This window comes from Aquitalea magnusonii (assembly GCF_002217795.2).
Taxonomy (GTDB): Bacteria; Pseudomonadota; Gammaproteobacteria; order Burkholderiales; family Chromobacteriaceae; genus Aquitalea; species Aquitalea magnusonii_B.
The window spans coordinates 2,843,339-2,861,787 of sequence record NZ_AP018823.1 but is presented as its reverse complement, the minus strand read 5'-3'; the positions used below and the strand labels follow the sequence as shown (position 1 = coordinate 2,861,787).

General features: G+C 62.3%; 34 protein-coding genes. 32 read left to right on the top strand and 2 right to left on the bottom strand.

Going from position 1 to position 18,449, the window contains the following annotated elements; genetic code table 11:
- From DLM_RS13705 to DLM_RS13605, 22 genes are all read left to right on the top strand, one after another.
- Positions 1 to 306, top strand: coding sequence for a hypothetical protein (locus tag DLM_RS13705; protein ID WP_089084529.1), 306 nt, complete (start codon positions 1 to 3; stop codon positions 304 to 306).
- On the top strand, positions 303 to 662 hold the full coding sequence (locus DLM_RS13700) for a hypothetical protein (RefSeq protein ID WP_089084528.1): 360 nt from the start codon (positions 303 to 305) through the stop codon (positions 660 to 662). The genes DLM_RS13705 and DLM_RS13700 overlap by 4 nt, the downstream gene beginning before the upstream one ends.
- Positions 662 to 1,273, top strand: a complete 612-nt coding sequence (locus DLM_RS13695; RefSeq protein ID WP_089084527.1) for a DUF3164 family protein — start codon at positions 662 to 664, stop codon at positions 1,271 to 1,273. The genes DLM_RS13700 and DLM_RS13695 overlap by 1 nt, the downstream gene beginning before the upstream one ends.
- 76 nt (positions 1,274 to 1,349) lie before the next feature.
- Positions 1,350 to 1,721 carry a hypothetical protein gene (locus tag DLM_RS13690; protein ID WP_197715411.1) on the top strand — a complete coding sequence of 124 codons (372 nt, stop codon included), beginning with the start codon at positions 1,350 to 1,352 and terminating at the stop codon, positions 1,719 to 1,721.
- Positions 1,722 to 1,901, top strand: coding sequence for a hypothetical protein (locus tag DLM_RS13685; RefSeq protein ID WP_089084525.1), 180 nt, complete (start codon positions 1,722 to 1,724; stop codon positions 1,899 to 1,901).
- Between the two features lie 39 nt (positions 1,902 to 1,940).
- Entirely contained in the window at positions 1,941 to 2,189 is a 249-nt protein-coding gene (locus tag DLM_RS13680; RefSeq protein ID WP_089084524.1) for a hypothetical protein, read from the top strand.
- Complete coding sequence (locus DLM_RS13675; RefSeq protein WP_089084523.1) at positions 2,189 to 2,644, top strand: hypothetical protein; 456 nt, start codon at positions 2,189 to 2,191, stop codon at positions 2,642 to 2,644. The genes DLM_RS13680 and DLM_RS13675 overlap by 1 nt, the downstream gene beginning before the upstream one ends.
- 57 nt (positions 2,645 to 2,701) lie before the next feature.
- Entirely contained in the window at positions 2,702 to 3,112 is a 411-nt protein-coding gene (locus tag DLM_RS13670) for a gp16 family protein (protein WP_089084522.1), read from the top strand.
- A complete protein-coding gene (locus tag DLM_RS13665; protein ID WP_089084521.1) occupies positions 3,109 to 3,540 on the top strand; it encodes a Mor transcription activator family protein in 432 nt (143 codons plus the stop codon). The genes DLM_RS13670 and DLM_RS13665 overlap by 4 nt, the downstream gene beginning before the upstream one ends.
- Before the next feature lie 34 nt (positions 3,541 to 3,574).
- Positions 3,575 to 3,934, top strand: coding sequence for a hypothetical protein (locus DLM_RS23115; protein WP_145985860.1), 360 nt, complete (start codon positions 3,575 to 3,577; stop codon positions 3,932 to 3,934).
- Positions 3,935 to 4,014: 80 nt separating this feature from the next.
- A complete protein-coding gene (locus tag DLM_RS13660) occupies positions 4,015 to 4,422 on the top strand; it encodes a M15 family metallopeptidase (RefSeq protein WP_089084520.1) in 408 nt (135 codons plus the stop codon).
- Positions 4,422 to 4,649 carry a hypothetical protein gene (locus DLM_RS13655; protein WP_089084519.1) on the top strand — a complete coding sequence of 76 codons (228 nt, stop codon included), beginning with the start codon at positions 4,422 to 4,424 and terminating at the stop codon, positions 4,647 to 4,649. Before DLM_RS13660 ends, DLM_RS13655 begins: the two co-directional genes overlap by 1 nt.
- Positions 4,642 to 4,869, top strand: coding sequence for a hypothetical protein (locus DLM_RS13650; protein WP_089084518.1), 228 nt, complete (start codon positions 4,642 to 4,644; stop codon positions 4,867 to 4,869). Before DLM_RS13655 ends, DLM_RS13650 begins: the two co-directional genes overlap by 8 nt.
- Positions 4,866 to 5,459: a hypothetical protein gene (locus DLM_RS13645; RefSeq protein WP_089084517.1), complete on the top strand. Its 594-nt coding sequence runs from the start codon at positions 4,866 to 4,868 to the stop codon at positions 5,457 to 5,459. The genes DLM_RS13650 and DLM_RS13645 overlap by 4 nt, the downstream gene beginning before the upstream one ends.
- A 5-nt stretch (positions 5,460 to 5,464) precedes the next feature.
- Positions 5,465 to 5,668: a TraR/DksA family transcriptional regulator gene (locus tag DLM_RS13640; protein WP_197715591.1), complete on the top strand. Its 204-nt coding sequence runs from the start codon at positions 5,465 to 5,467 to the stop codon at positions 5,666 to 5,668.
- Positions 5,665 to 5,889: a hypothetical protein gene (locus DLM_RS13635; RefSeq protein WP_054285934.1), complete on the top strand. Its 225-nt coding sequence runs from the start codon at positions 5,665 to 5,667 to the stop codon at positions 5,887 to 5,889. The genes DLM_RS13640 and DLM_RS13635 overlap by 4 nt, the downstream gene beginning before the upstream one ends.
- Complete coding sequence (locus tag DLM_RS13630; protein WP_089084515.1) at positions 5,890 to 6,390, top strand: DUF1804 family protein; 501 nt, start codon at positions 5,890 to 5,892, stop codon at positions 6,388 to 6,390.
- A gap of 7 nt (positions 6,391 to 6,397) precedes the next feature.
- Entirely contained in the window at positions 6,398 to 6,580 is a 183-nt protein-coding gene (locus DLM_RS13625) for a hypothetical protein (RefSeq protein WP_089084620.1), read from the top strand.
- Positions 6,581 to 6,594: 14 nt separating this feature from the next.
- The gene (gene terL, locus DLM_RS13620; protein WP_197715590.1) at positions 6,595 to 8,217 is read left to right on the top strand and encodes a phage terminase large subunit; all 1,623 of its coding nucleotides are present in this window, start codon (positions 6,595 to 6,597) and stop codon (positions 8,215 to 8,217) included.
- Between the two features lie 11 nt (positions 8,218 to 8,228).
- Positions 8,229 to 9,833 carry a DUF935 domain-containing protein gene (locus tag DLM_RS13615; protein WP_089084513.1) on the top strand — a complete coding sequence of 535 codons (1,605 nt, stop codon included), beginning with the start codon at positions 8,229 to 8,231 and terminating at the stop codon, positions 9,831 to 9,833.
- On the top strand, positions 9,820 to 10,656 hold the full coding sequence (locus tag DLM_RS13610; RefSeq protein WP_089084512.1) for a phage minor head protein: 837 nt from the start codon (positions 9,820 to 9,822) through the stop codon (positions 10,654 to 10,656). The genes DLM_RS13615 and DLM_RS13610 overlap by 14 nt, the downstream gene beginning before the upstream one ends.
- Positions 10,653 to 11,147: a phage virion morphogenesis protein gene (locus tag DLM_RS13605; protein WP_089084511.1), complete on the top strand. Its 495-nt coding sequence runs from the start codon at positions 10,653 to 10,655 to the stop codon at positions 11,145 to 11,147. The genes DLM_RS13610 and DLM_RS13605 overlap by 4 nt, the downstream gene beginning before the upstream one ends.
- A 118-nt stretch (positions 11,148 to 11,265) precedes the next feature.
- On the opposite strand, the gene DLM_RS13600 is transcribed toward DLM_RS13605, so the two are convergent.
- Together DLM_RS13600 and DLM_RS13595 are read right to left on the bottom strand one after the other, a co-directional pair.
- Positions 11,266 to 11,532 (bottom strand): hypothetical protein, encoded by a 267-nt coding sequence (locus tag DLM_RS13600; RefSeq protein WP_089084510.1) that lies wholly within the window; start codon positions 11,530 to 11,532, stop codon positions 11,266 to 11,268.
- A gap of 38 nt (positions 11,533 to 11,570) precedes the next feature.
- Entirely contained in the window at positions 11,571 to 11,825 is a 255-nt protein-coding gene (locus DLM_RS13595; RefSeq protein ID WP_167467111.1) for a hypothetical protein, read from the bottom strand.
- A 141-nt stretch (positions 11,826 to 11,966) separates the two neighbouring features.
- Here DLM_RS13595 and DLM_RS13590 point away from each other — a divergent pair, with 141 nt between their 5' ends.
- From DLM_RS13590 to DLM_RS13545, 10 genes are all read left to right on the top strand, one after another.
- Positions 11,967 to 13,061, top strand: coding sequence for a phage protease (locus DLM_RS13590; protein WP_089084508.1), 1,095 nt, complete (start codon positions 11,967 to 11,969; stop codon positions 13,059 to 13,061).
- 4 nt (positions 13,062 to 13,065) lie between these two features.
- The gene (locus DLM_RS13585) at positions 13,066 to 13,470 is read left to right on the top strand and encodes a hypothetical protein (RefSeq protein WP_089084507.1); all 405 of its coding nucleotides are present in this window, start codon (positions 13,066 to 13,068) and stop codon (positions 13,468 to 13,470) included.
- Between the two features lie 15 nt (positions 13,471 to 13,485).
- Positions 13,486 to 14,394 carry a Mu-like prophage major head subunit gpT family protein gene (locus DLM_RS13580; protein WP_089084506.1) on the top strand — a complete coding sequence of 303 codons (909 nt, stop codon included), beginning with the start codon at positions 13,486 to 13,488 and terminating at the stop codon, positions 14,392 to 14,394.
- A gap of 14 nt (positions 14,395 to 14,408) precedes the next feature.
- Positions 14,409 to 14,825 carry a hypothetical protein gene (locus DLM_RS13575; protein WP_089084505.1) on the top strand — a complete coding sequence of 139 codons (417 nt, stop codon included), beginning with the start codon at positions 14,409 to 14,411 and terminating at the stop codon, positions 14,823 to 14,825.
- Between the two features lie 2 nt (positions 14,826 to 14,827).
- On the top strand, positions 14,828 to 15,247 hold the full coding sequence (locus DLM_RS13570; RefSeq protein ID WP_089084504.1) for a gp436 family protein: 420 nt from the start codon (positions 14,828 to 14,830) through the stop codon (positions 15,245 to 15,247).
- Complete coding sequence (locus DLM_RS13565) at positions 15,247 to 15,912, top strand: DUF1834 family protein (protein WP_089084503.1); 666 nt, start codon at positions 15,247 to 15,249, stop codon at positions 15,910 to 15,912. The genes DLM_RS13570 and DLM_RS13565 overlap by 1 nt, the downstream gene beginning before the upstream one ends.
- Complete coding sequence (locus DLM_RS23705) at positions 15,909 to 16,136, top strand: DUF2635 domain-containing protein (RefSeq protein WP_089084502.1); 228 nt, start codon at positions 15,909 to 15,911, stop codon at positions 16,134 to 16,136. Before DLM_RS13565 ends, DLM_RS23705 begins: the two co-directional genes overlap by 4 nt.
- Positions 16,136 to 17,554 (top strand): phage tail sheath subtilisin-like domain-containing protein, encoded by a 1,419-nt coding sequence (locus DLM_RS13555; RefSeq protein ID WP_089084619.1) that lies wholly within the window; start codon positions 16,136 to 16,138, stop codon positions 17,552 to 17,554. Before DLM_RS23705 ends, DLM_RS13555 begins: the two co-directional genes overlap by 1 nt.
- A 65-nt stretch (positions 17,555 to 17,619) precedes the next feature.
- Positions 17,620 to 17,994 (top strand): phage tail protein, encoded by a 375-nt coding sequence (locus tag DLM_RS13550; protein ID WP_089084501.1) that lies wholly within the window; start codon positions 17,620 to 17,622, stop codon positions 17,992 to 17,994.
- 3 nt (positions 17,995 to 17,997) lie between these two features.
- The gene (locus DLM_RS13545; protein WP_089084500.1) at positions 17,998 to 18,378 is read left to right on the top strand and encodes a hypothetical protein; all 381 of its coding nucleotides are present in this window, start codon (positions 17,998 to 18,000) and stop codon (positions 18,376 to 18,378) included.
- The last annotated feature ends 71 nt before the right edge of the window (positions 18,379 to 18,449 follow it).

Below are 18,449 nucleotides of genomic sequence, written 5' to 3'. Positions count from 1 at the left end.
ATGCAGCAACAAGCCATTCAACCAAAGCGCCCCCCGTTTAATGCCTTGATGCTTGCGGCCACTTTTAAAGTGGCGGCGGCCATCGAGGCGCTGAGTCAGAACGGCTTCACGGTAGTGAAGGTGGAGATGGATACCCCGGCTAGACCGACCATCCGCATCCAGAACTGCGGGAAGTGCAGCCAGCTGATCGCCAAAAATGAGGCGGTTTACTACAGCTTCGGCCAAGACGCCCACTTCGGGCCGTACCGCGAAGGCCAGTTCAGCCTGGGCGGCTGCCGCATCGTCTGGATGGAGTTTGGGCATTGAGCAACCAGGAACTGGATGCCGACACCAAGCAGCGGTTGACCCGAGAGGTGGAACTGCTGGTGCAGATGGGCATGGACAAGAAAGAAGCCCGCCGCATCGTGTGGGACGACTACCTGGACGAACTGGATGCCTATGCCGCCCCGGTCGCACCTACCGAGCCGGAACCGGAACCGGTCCAACAGCAGGAAATACAGCCCCGCACCCCTGATCCAGTGATGCCGGGCCCGGAGCCACCGACAGGCAGCAGGCGGTTTTGGAATGCAAAGGAAGAACCCCGGCTGACCCCGGAATGGCTTGAGCGAAACCGGCAGCAGCTGGCTCAAGTGAAACAGATTGTTGGAATGAGGAACAGGTAATGCAAAACATCCACGAAGGGTACCGCAAAGATGCCAAGGGCCGTCTGATCCCGATTGAGTCGATCAAGCCTATCGATTTGGCTCGTGATCAGTTGGTGACAGAAATCGTGCAAAAAGCACAGGCCGTCAACAAGACCCTGGCTGATTTCAAGAACAGCGTCTTTGCCGATATAGGGGCCTTTGTCGAACTGTCTGGGGAACGCTATGGCGCAAAACTGGGTGGTGCCAAGGGTAATGTTTCCCTGGTCAGTTTCGACGGTCGTTACAAGGTGCAGCGAGCTATTCAGGACACCCTGACATTTGATGAGGGTTTGCAGGCGGCCAAGATTCTTATTGATGAGTGCCTGCACGCATGGACCGAAGACGCCCGCAGTGAAATCCGCGCAATCGTAGGCGATGCCTTCAACGTGGATAAAGCCGGCAACATCAGTACCGGCCGCATTCTTGGTTTGCGTCGACTCGACATCCAGGACGAGAAATGGCAGCGCGCTATGGCTGCCCTTAGTGACTCGGTACGGGTGCAATGCTCCAAGAGCTACATCCGCGTGTATGAGCGCATCGGCGATACCGACCAGTACCGTGCTGTGTCGCTGGATATTGCGGGGGTGTGAGATGACAGACCACAAAGACATCCTCGTGCAGTGCACCCGCTGCAGGAACAAGCACCAAGAGTCAGAACGCATTGCCATGCCATCAGAGCTTGGCAAGACCTTGGTCTGCCCGCGTTGTGGCTGCAAAAACTACTACGACATGACGCCGCAAGTCGCCTGGTGCTGGGCCTCTGGGCTGATTGAGATGGGCAGCGGGGAGCAGGTACCCGAGGGCGGGATCATCATCGCGCGTGGCCCTAAGGCCTTCCTGAAGGGCGAATTGACCGCTGCTGCCCGGCATGGCTGGGAGCGTGATCAGTTGCTGGTGCCAGGCATACCCGAGGCAGCAAACCAGTGTGAGGCTGCAGAAGCGCTGGACAAGTGGCTGGCATGGCGCGGAAAGAGCAATGGCCGGCGTGAGAGCAATGGAGTGATTTTCAGCCAGCCGGGCAAGCCGGTCGGAGAGTGAATGGCCCCTACACACAAACAGATCGCAGCCGGCCAGCGCCGGTCTCTTCTGGCCATGAAGCGGAAGCTGCTGGACATGGCTGCGCAATGGGGCGATGTCGACGCCTACAACGAAAGCGCGCTGGCTGAGCTGGCCGAAAAGATGCAGGAAACGGCCGGCAATCTTGTCGAGACCGATTAGTAAACCCGTTTAACCACCGTGAGCAGCCAAAGGACAGCAATGCAAACTTTCGACCCCGCAGTAATTGAGTTCACCAAGCAGCTTCAGAACTGGCACGCCTCCCGTGTCGCCACCCTGCAAGCCATCGTGGATCACCCAGACGCCAATATCAAACTGGCTGACATTGAAATCAAGGCAGGCAGCGACATTGCCAAAGGTATGCGTGTCGGTCTGCAAATCGCTTTGTCCCAACTGGGGGAACTCCCCTTCAGCGTTACGCCCAGCACGGATGAAGAGGAGGACGAGTAATGAATCAGCAAGCCGTGAAGAAGCTGACAGCAGCGCAAAAGGAAAAGCTCATTTCGGATCTGTCCTTCCCATGGGGAAGAGCCGATCTGATGTGTGATGGTCGGCGGATCACGCTTGAGGTCCGCCGCAGCAGCAAAGGCATGACTTACAGGGTCTGCACCTTCATTGATGGGGTACTCGACTACAAATGGGCGCAGGGTGACACCCCGTGCCCAGAGCAGAAATTCTTGCGCAAGTCAGTGAGACCGAATGTTAGTCCGGTAAAGCGCAAGGAGCTTGAAAAAAAGCTCGGCAAGCGCTGGGTGCAAAAAGACAAGTACATCAATGGCTCGGTAACCCTGTATCTGCCGGACTGGTCCAGCGGAAAAGCGGCCATCGGTCATCTGTGCAAGGTCTGCGATAGCGTCGAGCTGGCTGAGAAAACAGAGACAAAAACCGCTTTTGTAGAGGAATAGAACCCGGTGTCGAGCCTGTTAAAGCAGGCTCCGCAACGTGTTTTAACGGAGTGACAAATGAGCCGCAATCCCGCCCTGGCCAAGATACACATCGCCAAGAAAGAGCTAGCGATTGATGACGAAACCTACCGCGCCATGTTGCAGAGCATTGCCGGCGTCTCATCGAGCAAAGATCTGACCGATGCCGGCGTGACCAAGGTGCTGGCGCACCTGCAGCGCTGCGGCTGGAAGCCAAAGGCTGCCGCGCAGGCCGGCAAGAAGCCCAGTGTGGGCCGAGGCCGCAAGGCGCTGATTGGCAAAGTCGAGGCGCTGCTGGCAGAGGCCAAACGGCCCTGGAGCTACGCCGATGCGATGGCCAAGCGCATGTTTGGCGTGGACAAGACGGATTGGCTGGACGCGGATCAACTGGTGAGGCTTGTGGCGGCACTGACCTACGATGCAAAACGACACGGAAGGAACTTGGGATGAAACTGGAAAACGTGCAGCACCTGTTGCCAGAGATGGCGCAGCTGATTGCCGACCTGATCGGTCTTCCCAAAGCACTGAAACTGATTGAATCCTGGGGCGGTACTACGTTTCCGATTTCCAAGAACAAGCGCCGTGATGGTCAAATCCGCTACGAGGCATTGGCAGAGGTGGTTGGTGTTGATGCCGCAAATGTAATGACGCGCCATTTCGGTGGGGAGGTGTTATCGATTCCCCGCTGCGCAGTAGCGATGCGCGAAGTTCGCGACCGCATGATCCGTGCCGAATTTGACCAAGAAACTCGTGAGCATCCAGCTGTCTATGCTGTAAACCAATTGGCCAGGCGATACCAGATGACTGAGCGAAACGTTTGGATGGTACTGAAAAAAGCCGATCAGGTTAGCGAGACACGGCAGGAAGTACTGTTTTAACATTCAGTGGTGATTAAACAAAAAGGATGAGGAAATGATTAAATTTATGCAAATCGTAACTTTACTCCTAGTGGCATTGGTATCGACCGCTGCTTGTGCCGCAACTGAAGCCGCAATGAAGCAAGAAGCAATGCGAGGTGACTACCAAGCACAACGAAATTTAGCATATAGCTATGCAACAGGTTGGGGAACGCCTCAGTCACCAAATTTCATTGCCAAAAAACCTGTAGATGCCTGTGCGTGGTATCGCGTTATCGCAGTATCGACCAATCCTAAAGTCCAAACTGGAGACTACTCGAATGAATGGACGTATTGCAGTAAGTTGAGCCCTGATCAGAGTGAAGCAGCATGGCTACTAGCAAAACGGCTTATCAAACAAGTGTCTGCAAAGTAACAACTAACTGAAACCCATCATAACGCCCCAATCGGGGCGTTTTCTTATTCTGGCGGTGTTCCATTCCACAGGATGCCGTCATGGCCAGCCGCCGAATCGAAGACCTTCACCCCGACCTGCAACCGCTCTGCAATGCCTTCCTTCGGCAGTGCCAGGATGCCGGCGTCGATGCACTGATTACTTGTACCTACCGTTCCGGCCAGGAGCAGGACGAACTGTATGCCCAAGGCCGTACCAAGCCCGGCCCGCGCGTGACCAACGCCCGAGCCGGCCAGTCCGCGCATAACTTCACCATCAAGGATAAACCGGCCGCCCGCGCCTTTGACGTGGTGCCGCTGGTTGGCGGCAAGCCGATGTGGGATGCCAGCCATCCGCACTGGCAGGTGATGGGCAAGATCGGCACAGGTCTGGGCCTGAACTGGTATGGCCGCCCCAACGCGCCGTTCCGTGAGTTCCCGCACTTCGAACTGGCCAAGGGGTATCAGTGATGCGCCTGGCCGATCTGATCTCCAACCCGGATACCGGGCGCATGAGCCACACCAAGCTGTGGGCCAACGTGGCCTGCGCCACGGCAACCGGCATGTTCGTGTACCAAGGCGTGAAAGACACCCTCACGACCGACACCTGGCTGATCTACCTCGGCCTGGTCGGCGGTTACGCTGCCGCCCTGCGCCTGATCGCCGCTTGGCGCGGCAAGGGGGCGAGCAATGCTTAACCGTCTGAAGCGCCTGCTGAGCTGGCTGTGCTGCCTGTTCGTACCGGCCGCCGAACAGCCCGCATTGACCAAGCGGTCTAGCCCGGCGCGTCCCGCCTCCTTGCCCTGGATCGCACCGCTGTACCGCAGCTGGCCGGTTCCGCGCCACGGCAAGACCGGGGCGGCAGCGATCAAGCGTGCTGCCCGTAAACGTCGCAATCGCCAAAGGAGCCGCCGATGAACGTCCTACCGTGGTGGGTAAAGCCCCTTCTTATCACCGCGCTGGCCGGCGCGGCCCTGTATGGCGCAGAGCAGTTTGGCTATCAGCGCGCGGCCAACCTGTACACCGTCAAGCTGTCCACCGCCGACGCCGATCACACCCGCCAGTTGCTGCGCCTTACCGAGCAGCGCCTGACCGAACAGGCGGTCGCCCAGGAAGCCTATCAACGCCTCAACGAACAGGCGCACAAGGTGGGCTGGGAGCTGTTGCAAACCAAGCAGCAACTGGAAGTGACGCAACGCCAACTCAAGCAAAGGATTTCCGATGCGACCCACACTGATGGCCCCCGTTTTACTGGCCTTGGCCCTGACAGCCTGCGCCTCTATCGACAGTTCCTCGGCTACACCGCCAGCGGTGAAGCTGATCTGCCCGCAGCCGACGCCGGACATGCTGGTGAAGCCGCTGCGGCCGCCGGCACCGAAGCCGGGCTATCGCCAGCCGACCTCCTTGAACACGCTGCCGACTACGGCCAGTGGTGTCAGCAGCTCGACGCCCAGCTGAGTGCCTACATCCGGCTGCATACCGAGGCCACTTCGGAGGTGCAGCCGTGACCGACATGTTTGACCGTGCCCAGGAGCTGGAGCAGCGCCAGCGTGAGGAGGCGCTGGCCAGGCATGCCGCCAAACAGCAAGCCGGCTCCAGTTTCAGTCACTGCAATGACTGCGGGGAGCCTATCCCAGAGAGACGCCGCCTGTGTGTCCCCGGCTGCACCCGTTGCATTGATTGCCAAAACGAACACGAGAAAAGGAGCGCCCGATGAGCGGCGACAACAACGAACTGACCCGCGCCCTGGGGCGCATCGAAGGCAAGCTGGACATGATCGTGGACAGCCAGGCCAAGCAGAACGTTCGGCTGGATGCGATGGACGCGCGACTGCGCCATGTCGAGCAGCAGGCGGCCAAGGCGGGGGCCATCAGTGGCGGCATCGTCGCCGTCGGCACTGCACTGGCGGTCGAGATGGTCAAGCGGGCGCTGCTGTAAATGGCGCACTCCCCGGAAACCCGCGACAAGGTCCGCCGCCTGTACGTGTTCGACCGCATCGGGCTGGAAATGGCGGCGCTGCAGTGTGGCGTGTCCATGTCTACCGCCAGCCGCTGGAAGCGCGAGGCGATGGATGAAGGCGACGACTGGGACAAGTTTCGTGCTGCGGCCATTCTGTCTGGTGATGGTATCGAGAGCATCGCCCGAGCGGCTTTAGCGGGATTTTTGACGCAGTACCAGGCGACGATGGACACGCTGAATGCCAACCCGGACATCAAGGCCGAGACCAAGGTGCAGATGCTGGCCAGCCTGGCCGACAGCTTCAACAAGACCGTGGCCGCCAGCCGCAAGGTACTACCGGAAACCAGCCAGCTGGCCACCGCGATGGACGTGGTGCAGAAGTTGGCGACCTTTATCCGGGAGAAGTACCCCAAGCACGCCCAGGCGTTCGTCGAGGTACTGGAACCGTTCGGCGAAGAGCTGGCCAAGACCTATGGCTGAGGACGCGATGACGCAAGACCAACTTACCCTGTTGCTGATCAAGGGCACCATAGCCGATCTACCAGACGAAGACAGGCTGAAGGTCGACGAAGCCAACCGACAGCTACGCGAGGTACTAGCGGCCTACCCCGAAGGGCATGCCCATTTGGCGCTGGCCTTACTAAGTGCTGAACTGGCGGCAAAGGCGTAGGTATGAGCAAGAAGATCAGCAAAAAGGACTTCCTGCAGGACGTCGCGCTGCTGGCGGCGGAATACCGCCGCCAGATCGACGCCGAGTGTGACAACTTCGACCCCGATCCGGCTGCGCGTGATCAACGTCGGCTGCAGGCATTCGCCAGCTTCCGCTTCTTCGCGCAGACCTACTTCCCGCACTACGTTAAACACAGCCCGGCTACCGTTCACGACTACCTGTTCGACCGCTTCCAGGAAGTGGTCGACAACGGCATCGGCGACCACGACGCGGTAGCCGCGCCGCGTGGCCACGCCAAGTCAACCATCGTCACCCAGATCGGCACCCTGTGGTGCATCGTCACCGGGCGCAAGCACTACCCGCTGATCGTGATGGACGCTATCGAACAGGCATGGCCGATGTTGGAGGCGATCAAGGCCGAGCTGGAGTTCAATCCACGGCTGGTGCTGGACTTCCCCGAGGCGACCGGGCGCGGCCGGGTGTGGCAGGTCGGCACAATCGTCACGGCCAACGACGTAAAGGTTGAAGTGTTCGGCTCCGGCAAGAAGATCCGGGGCCGCCGCCACGGCCCGCACCGTCCGGACCTGGTCATCGGCGATGACCTCGAAAACGACGAGAACGTGCGCAGCCCGGAGCAGCGCGACAAGCTGATGAGCTGGATCACCAAGAGCCTGCTGTCGCTCGGCCCGGCCGACGACAGCCTCGACGTGTTCATCATCGGCACCATTCTGCACTACGACTCGGTGCTGGCTCGGCTGATCAAGAACCCGCTGTGGAAGAGCGCCAAGTTCCGCGCTGTCGAGCGCTGGCCAGACCGCATGGACCTGTGGGACCGCTGGACCGAGATACTGCTCGGCCAGGGCGAGGAGGAGGCGCAGGCGTTCTACCAGGCGCACCGGCCGGACATGGACAAGGGCGTAGCGATCTGCTGGCCCGGCGGCACCACCTTCTACAAGCTGATGACCAAGCGTGCGCGTGACGGCAAGGCCGCGTTCGACTCGGAACAGCAGAACGACCCGTTGTCCGGCGATGACGCCCCATTTGCCGAGTGCATCACCTTCTGGGTGAACCGGCTGCGCGAGTGGGTGTTCTACGGTGCATGCGACCCGTCACTCGGCAAGGCCGGCTCCAGCCGCGACCCGTCGGCCATCCTTGTGGGCGGCTACAACCGCCACACCGGCATCCTGGATGTGGTCGAGGCCAGCATCCGCAAGCGCCTGCCTGACCGCATCATCGAAGACGTGATCGCCTTTCAGGCCGAGTACCGCTGCGTGCTGTGGCTGGTCGAGTCGGTGCAGTTCCAGGAGTTCATGCGCACCGAACTGGTGAAGCGCTCGGCCCAGCGTGGCATCCCGGTACCGGCCCGCGCGGTCAATCCGCACGGCGACAAGCTGCTGCGCATCGAGACACTGCAGCCGCACATGGCCAACGGCCTGATCCGGCTGCACCCGAGCCAGCACACGCTGATCGAGCAGCTGCGCCATTTCCCCAAGGCCGACCACGACGACGGTCCCGACGCCCTGCACATGCTGTGGGCCGGGGCGTTGTCCGGCGGCGGCCAGATCGAATACACCCCGGTGCCGCGTGCCAGCGGTGCCGATGATGACTTCGGCAGCTTCTCTGCCGGGGCGTGGTAGGAGTGACAAATATGCCGCAAATTCTTGATCAGCACGGCAACCCCATCCAGCGCGAAGTGTTGACCGAACCGCAGACTGCCCGTGTCGGCTGGGTGACGCGCGAGTTCGCGGAGCACCCATCGCGCGGCCTGACACCGCAGAAGCTGCACCACATTCTGGAAGAGGCCGAGCAGGGCCAACTGGCCGCCCAGGCCGACCTGTTCACCGACATGGAGGAAAAGGACGCCCACATCTTCGCCGAGATGAGCAAGCGCAAGCGCGCCATCCTGACGCTCGACTGGCGTATCGCGCCGCCGCGCAACGCCAGTGCGGCCGAGAAGAAGCAGGCCGAGCAGCTACAGGAGTGGCTGACCGATCTGCCGGATTGGGACGACGTGCTGCTCGACTGCCTGGATGGCATCGGCCACGGCTTTTCCGCGCTGGAGATTGCCTGGCAGCGGCTCGGCAGCGACTGGCTGCCGCAAAGCCTCACCCAGCGGCCGCAGCGCTGGTTCCAGACGCTGCCGCATGACGGCAACGCGCTGCGCCTGCGCGACGGCAGCACCGAAGGGGCCGAGCCGTGGAAGTTCGGTTGGGTCATCCACAAGCACAAGGCCAAGTCCGGCTACCTGACCCGCGCCGGCCTGCACCGCGTGCTGGCGTGGCCATACCTGTTCAAGAACTACTCGGTGCGCGATCTGGCCGAGTTCCTGGAGATCTACGGCTTACCGCTGCGGGTCGGCAAGTACCCGGCCGGCGCGACCAACCAGGAGAAGGCGACGCTGCTGCGCGCGGTGGCCGAGATCGGCCACAACGCGGCCGGTATCATCCCGGATGGCATGCTGATCGAATTCCAGAACGCCGCCCAGGGCAGCGAGGAGCCGTTCGAGGCGATGATTGGCTGGTGCGAGCGCTCGCAGTCCAAGGCGATCCTCGGTGGCACGTTGACCAGCCAGGCCGACGGCAAGTCGTCGACCAACGCGCTCGGCAACGTCCACAACGAGGTGCGCCACGATCTGACGGTGAGCGATGCGCGCCAACTGGAGGGCACGCTGACCCGCGACCTGCTGTACCCGATGGCGGTGCTCAACTTCGGCCAGGTGGACCCGCGCCGTCTGCCTCGCCTGGAGTTCGACACTCGCAAGCCGGAAGACCTGAAGCTGTACGCTGAGGTACTGCCAAACTTGGTTGGGCTGGGGGTCAAGGTGCCGGTGAAGTGGGTGCACGACAAGCTGGCCATCCCGCAGGCGCAGGAAGGCGAAGAGGTGCTCACCGCGCCGCGTCCAGAAATGGCGCTGCCGCCGGAGCTACGCCCGGTGCCAAAACCAGCGCAAACGGCGGCCGCCAGCCTGCAATACCACGCCGTACTGACCAATGCCCAGGGCGAGGTGGTTTATCCCGACCAAGCCGTGCTCGACACGGCCGCCGACAACCTTCCGGCCGACGCGATCAACACTGGGATGGAGCAGCTGCTCGCGCCGGTAATCCAGGCGATCCGCGACGGCGCGACGCCCGACGACGCGCTCGAATCGCTGGTGGCGGCATACCCGGACATGGACGATAGCGCCATTGCCGATCTGTTGGCGCGCGCGATCTTCGTCGCCGACGTGTGGGGGCGCTTGAATGGCCACACCTGACGCCAGCCAGGTTGACCTGTCCTTCGCCATCGGCCTGCCGCCCGAGGAGGCCATCGCCTACTTCGAGAGCAAGGGCTACGCCATTGGCTTCAAGTGGCAGGACGTGTGGGCCGAGGCGCACGCCAAGGCGTTCACCGTGGCCGGGGTGACCAAACTCGACGTGCTGACCGACGTTCGCGGCGCACTCACCGACGCGTTAAACAACGGCGAAACCCTGGCCGACTTCCAGAACCGTCTGCAACCGCTGCTGGAGGCCAAGGGCTGGTGGGGCAAGGGCCGGATCGTTGACCAGGAGACTGGCGAGATCCACGGCAAGCGCCTCAACCCACGCCGCCTGGAAACGATCTTCCGCACCAACCTGCAGTCGTCCTACATGGCGGGGCGCTTCCAGGAGCAGCTGGCCAACGCCGAGTTTCGCCCGTACTGGGAGTACGTGGCGGTGATGGACAACCGCACCCGGCCGGCGCATCGCAGCCTGCACGGCCGGGTGTTCCGCTATGACGACCCGTTCTGGCGCACCTTCTACCCGCCCAACGGCTGGAACTGCCGCTGCCGGGTGCGTACCCGCAGTCAACGCGAGATGGACCGGCTGGGTCTGGCTACATCGAGCAGCGAGGGGCGGTTGGAAACGGTCGAGCAGCCTATTGACCGCCAAGGTAATACCCGGCCTGCCATAGCCTTCAATGACCCGGCCACTGGCAAGCGCTTCATGGCCGATGCCGGCTTTGGCTTCAATCCCGGCTTGGCGGCGTACCAGCCGGACCTCAGTCGCTACCCGCCGGAGCTGGCCCGGCAATTCGTCCAGGAGCAGGCAAGCCGATGATTGACATCAAGATCGACTGCAGCGGGGTTATGCAGACGCTGGAGCGGCTGGAGCAGGCTGTCACCCATCGCGCACCGGTCATGCGGGCCATCGCCGGGATTATGGCCGATGCGGTCGAGGAAAACTTCGCCCAGGAGGGTAGGCCGAAATGGCAGGGGCTGAAACCCAACCCGCGCCGGGCCGGTGGCAAGATACTGCAGGCTACTGGTCGACTCGCTTCCTCTATCGTCCCGGCCAGCGACAACGACAACGCCGTGGTCGGCACCAATGTCAAATACGCTGCCATCCACCAGTTCGGCGGCCAGACTCGGCCGCATGAAATCCGGCCACGCAACAAGAAGGCGCTCGCCTTCGGTGGGCGGGTAGTGAAGAAGGTCAACCACCCAGGGTCGAATATCCCTGCTCGGCCGTTCCTGCTGCTAACCGACCAGGACGTCGACGAGATCGAAGCAACGATGAACGACTACCTGCGCGGAGTGGTTGGGGACTGAGGGTCAGCAACGAGAAACGCGCCGTTTTGGCGCGTTTTTGCTGTCTGGCTGCGGGGGTGATACTGCCGGATGGGGTATCGTCAAAATTAAACGGGTTTTAAACGCCTTGCTGCGCGGGTCAATTGAATGACGGGAGCGCCTCTTCCAAAATCTTCTTCAGTGTGAAGAAATTTACCCCGATGCTCTCCATGCCTCCACCACTCCGGTACATGATGTGAACCTGATTGCCAGACAGGTTGGCGTTGCCGCCGATGCTCGGCAAGTCGATCAGGTGCTTCTTCAGGTTTTTCATATTCCACAGCGCCAACATGTCATCCTGCGTCAGGTCCAAATCGTATGTACACCGATCACCAGGATCATAAATGCTTACCCGTACTTTCTTCATGATGTTCCCCGTAAGTTCTCAAACCGTTGTTCCTGAGCCTATTTGGCGTTCAGCGACTCCAGTAGGTCATGCCCAGACCAAGTCAACAACACAAACGGGTTATCGCGCATCATCTCTAGGCTTTGCTTTTCCAAGCGAATAAAGCCGCCATTTTCTAGCAGAGTCATGTGATAGGCCTGTTCGACATGTCCGGCTCCAGTGGTATCCGCGACATAAGTACATACCGAGGCCAACGTAGGACGTCCATCACGCTCTTTCTCGCAGCCTTCCAAGATGGCCAAAACTGTTTGCATGTTCCTTCGCATATTAATCACTTCCTTGGCATGTAAAAGGGCATTTTGGCCATGCCATAGTCTGACTGCAAGCTTTTGCCCTCGATCCTACTGAAGCCCCTCAACTAAGCCCCATTTGTCATGCCCTCGACAATGGGGGCTATGGCACACAAAACACCTCTCATCGCCGCTCTGACGGTTGACCTCTCCCAGCTCGGCAACGCCGACGGCGAGGCTCCCCGCGTCATCAAGCTGCTCCCGGCTGGCACCTTCCGTGCCCGCGACGGCCGTCCGGCCGAGTGCGCCGCCTGGAAGCTGGATGAAGTGTTGGCCGCCATCCTGATTGCCGAAGCCAACCAACGGGAGACGCGCTATGTAATCGACTACGAGCACCAGACCCTGCGCAGCGTCGAGAACGGCAAGCCAGCCCCCGCCAGCGGGTGGTTCAGCGAGTTGGAGTGGCGCGAAGATGGCCTCTATGCCACCGACGTGGAGTGGACAGACAAGGCCGCCGCCATGATCTTGGCGATGGAATACCTCTACCTCTCCCCAGTTTTCACCTACGACAAGCAAGGCCGTGTCACCGGTCTGTTGCATGTTGCCCTGACCAATAACCCGGCATTGGACGAGCTGCCTGAACTACAGGTGGCGGCCTTGTCGCGTCTGGTTTCCTTAACCCAGTCCGTTTCCCAGGAGGACTCCACGATGGACGAACTGATCGAGCAGCTGCGCTGGCTGCTCAACCTACCGGTCGGCGCAACCGCCGACGACATCAAGGCCCAGCTGCAAAAGCTGGTTGAACAGCTTTCCAACGGCCAGGGCACTGCCGCCGCCAGCGTCGACCTGGTCAACCTGGTCGGCACCCAGCAGCAGCGTATCGCCGCCCTGTCAGCCAACCAGGTCGACCCGGCCCGCTTCGTATCGGTCGAGACCATGCGCGCCCTGCAGGAGCAGGTTGCTGCGCTGACCACCCAGCAGCAAGGCCGCGAGGTTGATGAGCTGGTGGTGGCGGCACTGTCCGACGGCCGCCTGCTGACCGCACAAGAGAGCTGGGCGCGCGATCTGGGCAAGAGCAACCTCGCCGCGCTGCAGGGCTACCTTGCTACCGCGCCGAAGATCGCCGCGCTGTCGAGCACCCAAACCCAGGGCAATCCGCCTGCAGGCGATCCGGTGACTGGTCTCGACGCCGACACGCTGGCCGTTTGCAGCATGTTTGGCAACGACCCGACGGCCGTGGCCGCCGCACTGAAGGAGTAAGCACATGGCTGCGACTACCCAAGACCGCAATACCCCGCTGAAAGACGGCGAGCTGATCGTCGTGCCGGTCGCTGCTGGCGTAAAGATCCCGGCCGGCACCATCGTGGCGGCCAGTGCCACCGGTTTTGCCACGCCGGGCGCGACCGCGACCACGCTGGCCTACCTCGGCATGGCGGATGCCAACGTCGACAACACGGCCGGCGCTGACGGTGTCATCAGCGTGCCGGTGCGTCGCGGCAAGGCGTTCAAGTGGGCCAACGACAACGGCGACCCGGTCACCCAGGCCAGCCTCGGCCGTGCCTGCTACATCGTCGACAACCAGACCGTGGCCAAGACCAACGGTGCCAACACCCGTTCGCAAGCCGGCATCGTCGTCGCCGTCGACGCCGACGGCGTGTGGGTCATCTAACAGGAGCAAGTACTCATGATCGTTAACGCTTCCACCCTGAAGGCGATCTTCGTCAACCTGAAGACCACTTTCAACAACGCCTTCGACGCCGCGCCGAGCCAGTGGCAGAAGATCGCCATGCTGGTGCCATCCACCGCGCGTTCCAACGACTACAAATGGCTGTCCACCTTCCCGCGTATGCAGAAGTGGATCGGCGAGAAGGCCGTCAAGGCGCTGGCCGCCTCCGGCTACAGCATCACCAACGACGATTGGGAAGCCACTGTCGAGGTCGACCGCAACGACATCGAGGACGACAACCTGGGCATCTACGCGCCGCAGGCACAGATGGCCGGTTTCTCGGCCCAACAGCTGCCGGACGAGATCGTCTTCGACCTGGTCAACAAGGGCTTCACCAGCCTGTGTTACGACGGCCAGTACTTCTTCGACGTCGACCACGCGGTCAACGGCCAGTCCGTCACCAACAAGGGCACCAAGAAGCTGTCGGCCGCCTCGCAGGCCGCTGCCCAAGCGAGCTATGGTGCAGCGCGTACCGCGATGAAGAAGTTCAAGGACGACGAAGGCCGCCCGCTCAACATCAACCCCAACGTCCTGCTGGTGCCGCCTGCCCTGGAGGATACGGCCCGCGCGCTGCTCACCAGTGATCGCCTGGATGACGGCAAGGCCAACCCGTACAAGGGCACTGCCGAGCTGGTGGTGGATGCGCGCCTGACTTCGGACGACGCCTGGTTCCTGCTGGATACCACCAAGCCGGTTAAGCCGTTCATCTACCAGGAGCGCAAAAAGCCGGTGTTCGTGCAGCAGATCGACCCGCAGTCCGACAACGTGTTCGACCGCAAGAAGTTCAAGTTCGGTGCCGAAGCTCGCGCCGCTGGTGGCTACGGCTTCTGGCAGCTGGCCTACGGCTCCGACGGCAGCGTGGCGTAAGCGAGGGGGAGATCATGGCAGAGCCTAAATCCAAGGTCGCCCCGGCCGTCCCGGCCGAGGGTGAAGCCCAGCAGGACGCTGGGACACAGATCGAGCAGCAGCAAGCTGCGGATGCCGCGACCCCACCGGTCGACTCGCAGAACGCCGACCAGGGCGTGGCCAGCGACAACCAGGAGGAGCAGGAACCGGCACCGCAGGTGGAACAGCAAGCCACCCAGGATGCTGCTCCAGCTGAAGCCGTGGCCGGTCTGTTCGAGCCCAACGCCATCGAGGTGGTGGCCAAGTGCGAGAGCTTCCGCCGTGCCGGTCGCGTGTTCAGCCGTGAAGTCTCCAAGATCCGCCTCGCGGAGCTGACCGAGGACGAGTTCAAGCTGCTGTACGACGAGCCGATGCTGGCCGTGCAGTTGACCCATCTCGCCGAGGAGGACTGATCGTGTACGCCACCCGCGACGACATGGTGAAGCGCTTTGGCGAGAAGGAGGTCATCGCGCTGACCGACCGCGACTACACCGGCCAGATCGACGACACGGTGCTGAGCGAGGCGCTGGCGGATGCCAGCGTGGAGATCGACGGCTATATCGGCGGCCGCTATCCGCTACCGCTGGCCCAGCCGCCGAAGATCCTCACCGGCTACGCCTGCGACATCGCCCGCTACCGCCTTTGCGGCAGCGGCACCCAACTGACCGAGGACATTCGCGACCGCTACCGCGACGCGGTGAAGTTCCTGGAGCTGGCGGCAAACGGCAAGGTGACGCTCGGCGGCATGCCGGGCGGCGGGCCGGCCCCGGTCGACAACACGGTGCAGTTCGCCACGGGGTCGCGGGTGTTCGCCCGTGACGGCGGAGCGTTCTGATGATCCTGATCCAGACCGAGGACGCTATCATCGCGCGCCTGCGGCTCGGCCTCGGTCGCATGGTGCAAGAGGTCGGCAGCTACGGCGGCGAACTGGACGAGGGGTTGGGAGAAGCCATCCGCCGCTTCCCGGCCGCCTGGGTCACCTTCGGCGGCGTCACCAAGACCGAGCCTTACGGCACCAGCCGCCAGAAGTTCAAGGCGACCGGGCAGTTCGTGGTCATGGTGGGTGAGCGCAGCGTGCGCGGCGAAGCGGCAGGCCGACGTGGTGGCCCTGCCCAGGGCGAGGTCGGTAGCTATCCACTGGTCTACGCCGTGCGCCGGCTGTTGTCCTCGCAGGATCTCGGTCTGCCTATCCAGGAGCTGATGCCTGGCCGGGTGCGCACCCTCTATAACACCCGGCTGGAACGCGAGGCGTTTTCGGTATTCGCCTGCGAGTTCCAGACCGCCTGGATCGAGGAGGCGCTGCCGCGCGACCACTGGCCCAGCCCGCCGGCCCCCGGTACGCCGGAAGCGGAGACCAGTCCCGATGCCGTGTTCGCCCGCTACCAGGGCAAGCTCGGCCAGCCCGATCCCGACTGGCTGCGCACCGGCCTCAATTACCACCTGACCCCGGACGACGGCCAGGCCGACGCCCAGGATCTCATCACCAGGAGCGAACCATGAAAGTCAAAGCCGCGCCCGGCATCCAGGTGCCGAAGGAAGACAAGCCGCGCGAGTTCATCACCGACGCTGAAGCGGTCGAGGTGCCGAACAGTACCTACTATCTGCGCATCGTGGCCGACGGCGACCTGATCGACGTCGACGCGGTGGCCAGCGCCACCGAGGTGGAAGCTGTACCGGCCGAAACCGACGGTGTCAAAAATGCCGCCAAGAAAGGGGGTGAATGATGGCCAGTCAGAACATCAGTTTCGACAGCATCCCGTCCAGCATCCGCAAGCCGGGCAAGTATTTCGAGTTCAACACCAAGCTGGCGGTGCGCACGCTGCCGGGTAATCTGCAGAAGGTGCTGATGCTGGGACAGAAGCTAGTCGCAGGCACCCAGGCGGCGATGGCTCCGGTTGACGTATTCAGCGACGAACAGGCAGCCCAACTGTTCGGCCACGGCTCGCAGCTGCACCTGATGGTGCGCGCCGCAATCAAGGCCAACCCCTACCTGCAGCTGACCGCTGTCGCCATCGCCGACCCGGCAGGAGCCCAGGCCAGCGGCACCACCACGCTGGCCGGCACAGCCACCGGCAGCGGCGTGCTGACGCTGTGGGTGGGTGCGAACCGCGTCGACGTCGCGGTCAACAGTGGTGACACCGCTGCCACCGTGGCAGCTGCGCTGGCGGCCGCCGTCACCGCCCGACCGGATATTCCAGTCACCAGCGCCGCCGTTGCGGCCGTGGTCACGCACACCTGCTACCACAAGGGCACGCTTGGCAACGACATCAAGCTGGTGGCCAGCTGCACCGCGCCGGGCCTGACCGCCACCGTGGTCACGCTGGCCGGTGGCACCCTCGACCCGGACTATACCGCCACCCTGGCGGCCGTGGCCGGTGCTGGCCACAACATTATCGTCGCGCCGCTGTCCAGCCAAACCCAACTGACTGTGCTGCGCACCCACCTGGACTTCGTGTCCGGGCCGATGGAGCAGCGCGGCGCGCTTGGCGTGTTCGGCTGGCCCGGCTCGCTGGCCACCGGCACCACGCTGGCGGGCCAGATCAACGGCGGCCGCATCACCGGTGCTTGGCATCGTAGCTCGCTGCGCCTGCCGTGCGAGATCGCCGCCGCCTACGCCGCCGTGCTGGCCAGCGAGGAAGACCCGGCCCGTCCGCTCAACACCCTAGAGCTGGTCGGCATGGACGTTACCTCCATCGACCAGCGTCCAATCCGCACCGAACAGGAAAACGCGCTCAACAACGGCCTGACACCGCTGGAGATCGGCCCCGGTGACCGGGTGCAGATCGTGCGCGCGATCACCACCTACACCAAGGACCCCCAAGGGGTGACCGACGTGTCCCTATTGGATGTGACCACGATTCGCACCCTGGACTACGTGCGCAAAGCAGTCCGTGAGCGTATTGCCTTGCGCTTCCCGCGTGAAAAGCTATCCGAGCGGACCCCGGACAAGCTGCGCAGCGAAACACTGGATGTGCTTTTCAAGCTGGAAGAGCTGGAAATCGTAGAGGCGGTCGAAGCAAATAAAGACGGGGTACTTGCTGAGCGTGATGGCCAGGACGTGAACCGCGTCAACCTCAAGATCCCGTGCGACGTGGTGAATGGATTGCACATCGTGGCCGGCCGCATCGACCTGCTGCTGTAACAACCCTGGGGCGGCTGGAGGCCACCAGACCCGCGAAGGCCGCCCCAATACCCAGGAGAACCAACATGGCACTACAGGAATACGCCGGGGCCATCGTGCTGGAAGTGGACGGCAAGGAGGTCGAAGTGATCGACCTCAACGTCAACACTAAGACTGGCCGCAAGCTGGTCAAAACCATGAACAAGACCGGCCGGGCCAAGGGCTTTGCCAAGGGCATCGCCGAGTACGACCTGTCGATCACCGTGGCGATCCCGCTGTCCGGAGACCTCGACTGGGAGGCCATCGAAGGTGCCAAGCTGACCATCTACCCGGCCAGCAATGGCGGTCAGCGCGAGAGCTACCTCGACTGCTTCACCACCGAGGTGGGTGAGAAGTACAGCGTCGATAACGAAGCACGCCGTGACCTCAAGGTGCAGGCGCTGCGCAAGGTGAAGGAGTAAGACATGGACGAGAAGAAAGCGCTGCTGTACGGCGTGGAATACCCGGCACGCTCCGGCCAGCTGCACTACGACTTCGAACTGCGCCTGCCGACCGTGGGTGACAACATCGCCGCCATCGAGGCACACGGTATCGGCTCCAATATGCGCATCAATACGGCGATGCTGGCCAGCTGCCTGGTGAAACTTGGCGACATCCCGGCCGAGGCGATCACCTACGAGCTGCTCGAGCAGCAGATGGTCGATGACGACTACGACGTGCTGGCGGCTGAGCGCGACCGGCTTAAAAAAAAGCGGATGAGGCCGAATCCCTCCTCGGCGGTTTCCGACTCGCCGTCGTCGCCCTCGGCAAGCATGGCATCCCCGAGTCCCGAATCCGCGAGCTGAACGCGACCGAGTTCGAAGGCTATCTCGCCGCCGTCAACCAGCTGTATGGCGGTAAGCCCTCTCCAGGCAAG

Bases quoted from the DNA above. Each gene is read 5' to 3' on its own strand.
- DLM_RS13705 (WP_089084529.1), top strand. From the start codon at position 1: ATGCAGCAACAAGCCATTCAACCAAAGCGCCCCCCGTTTAATGCCTTG.
- DLM_RS13695 (WP_089084527.1), top strand. From the start codon at position 662: ATGCAAAACATCCACGAAGGGTACCGCAAAGATGCCAAGGGCCGTCTG.
- DLM_RS13690 (WP_197715411.1), top strand. From the start codon at position 1,350: ATGCCATCAGAGCTTGGCAAGACCTTGGTCTGCCCGCGTTGTGGCTGC.
- DLM_RS13685 (WP_089084525.1), top strand. From the start codon at position 1,722: ATGGCCCCTACACACAAACAGATCGCAGCCGGCCAGCGCCGGTCTCTT.
- DLM_RS13680 (WP_089084524.1), top strand. From the start codon at position 1,941: ATGCAAACTTTCGACCCCGCAGTAATTGAGTTCACCAAGCAGCTTCAG.
- DLM_RS13675 (WP_089084523.1), top strand. From the start codon at position 2,189: ATGAATCAGCAAGCCGTGAAGAAGCTGACAGCAGCGCAAAAGGAAAAG.
- DLM_RS13670 (WP_089084522.1), top strand. From the start codon at position 2,702: ATGAGCCGCAATCCCGCCCTGGCCAAGATACACATCGCCAAGAAAGAG.
- DLM_RS13665 (WP_089084521.1), top strand. From the start codon at position 3,109: ATGAAACTGGAAAACGTGCAGCACCTGTTGCCAGAGATGGCGCAGCTG.
- DLM_RS23115 (WP_145985860.1), top strand. From the start codon at position 3,575: ATGATTAAATTTATGCAAATCGTAACTTTACTCCTAGTGGCATTGGTA.
- DLM_RS13660 (WP_089084520.1), top strand. From the start codon at position 4,015: ATGGCCAGCCGCCGAATCGAAGACCTTCACCCCGACCTGCAACCGCTC.
- DLM_RS13655 (WP_089084519.1), top strand. From the start codon at position 4,422: ATGCGCCTGGCCGATCTGATCTCCAACCCGGATACCGGGCGCATGAGC.
- DLM_RS13650 (WP_089084518.1), top strand. From the start codon at position 4,642: ATGCTTAACCGTCTGAAGCGCCTGCTGAGCTGGCTGTGCTGCCTGTTC.
- DLM_RS13645 (WP_089084517.1), top strand. From the start codon at position 4,866: ATGAACGTCCTACCGTGGTGGGTAAAGCCCCTTCTTATCACCGCGCTG.
- DLM_RS13640 (WP_197715591.1), top strand. From the start codon at position 5,465: ATGTTTGACCGTGCCCAGGAGCTGGAGCAGCGCCAGCGTGAGGAGGCG.
- DLM_RS13635 (WP_054285934.1), top strand. From the start codon at position 5,665: ATGAGCGGCGACAACAACGAACTGACCCGCGCCCTGGGGCGCATCGAA.
- DLM_RS13630 (WP_089084515.1), top strand. From the start codon at position 5,890: ATGGCGCACTCCCCGGAAACCCGCGACAAGGTCCGCCGCCTGTACGTG.
- DLM_RS13625 (WP_089084620.1), top strand. From the start codon at position 6,398: ATGACGCAAGACCAACTTACCCTGTTGCTGATCAAGGGCACCATAGCC.
- DLM_RS13615 (WP_089084513.1), top strand. From the start codon at position 8,229: ATGCCGCAAATTCTTGATCAGCACGGCAACCCCATCCAGCGCGAAGTG.
- DLM_RS13610 (WP_089084512.1), top strand. From the start codon at position 9,820: ATGGCCACACCTGACGCCAGCCAGGTTGACCTGTCCTTCGCCATCGGC.
- DLM_RS13605 (WP_089084511.1), top strand. From the start codon at position 10,653: ATGATTGACATCAAGATCGACTGCAGCGGGGTTATGCAGACGCTGGAG.
- DLM_RS13600 (WP_089084510.1), bottom strand. From the start codon at position 11,532: ATGAAGAAAGTACGGGTAAGCATTTATGATCCTGGTGATCGGTGTACA.
- DLM_RS13595 (WP_167467111.1), bottom strand. From the start codon at position 11,825: ATGCAAACAGTTTTGGCCATCTTGGAAGGCTGCGAGAAAGAGCGTGAT.
- DLM_RS13590 (WP_089084508.1), top strand. From the start codon at position 11,967: ATGGCACACAAAACACCTCTCATCGCCGCTCTGACGGTTGACCTCTCC.
- DLM_RS13585 (WP_089084507.1), top strand. From the start codon at position 13,066: ATGGCTGCGACTACCCAAGACCGCAATACCCCGCTGAAAGACGGCGAG.
- DLM_RS13580 (WP_089084506.1), top strand. From the start codon at position 13,486: ATGATCGTTAACGCTTCCACCCTGAAGGCGATCTTCGTCAACCTGAAG.
- DLM_RS13575 (WP_089084505.1), top strand. From the start codon at position 14,409: ATGGCAGAGCCTAAATCCAAGGTCGCCCCGGCCGTCCCGGCCGAGGGT.
- DLM_RS13565 (WP_089084503.1), top strand. From the start codon at position 15,247: ATGATCCTGATCCAGACCGAGGACGCTATCATCGCGCGCCTGCGGCTC.
- DLM_RS23705 (WP_089084502.1), top strand. From the start codon at position 15,909: ATGAAAGTCAAAGCCGCGCCCGGCATCCAGGTGCCGAAGGAAGACAAG.
- DLM_RS13555 (WP_089084619.1), top strand. From the start codon at position 16,136: ATGGCCAGTCAGAACATCAGTTTCGACAGCATCCCGTCCAGCATCCGC.
- DLM_RS13550 (WP_089084501.1), top strand. From the start codon at position 17,620: ATGGCACTACAGGAATACGCCGGGGCCATCGTGCTGGAAGTGGACGGC.
- DLM_RS13545 (WP_089084500.1), top strand. From the start codon at position 17,998: ATGGACGAGAAGAAAGCGCTGCTGTACGGCGTGGAATACCCGGCACGC.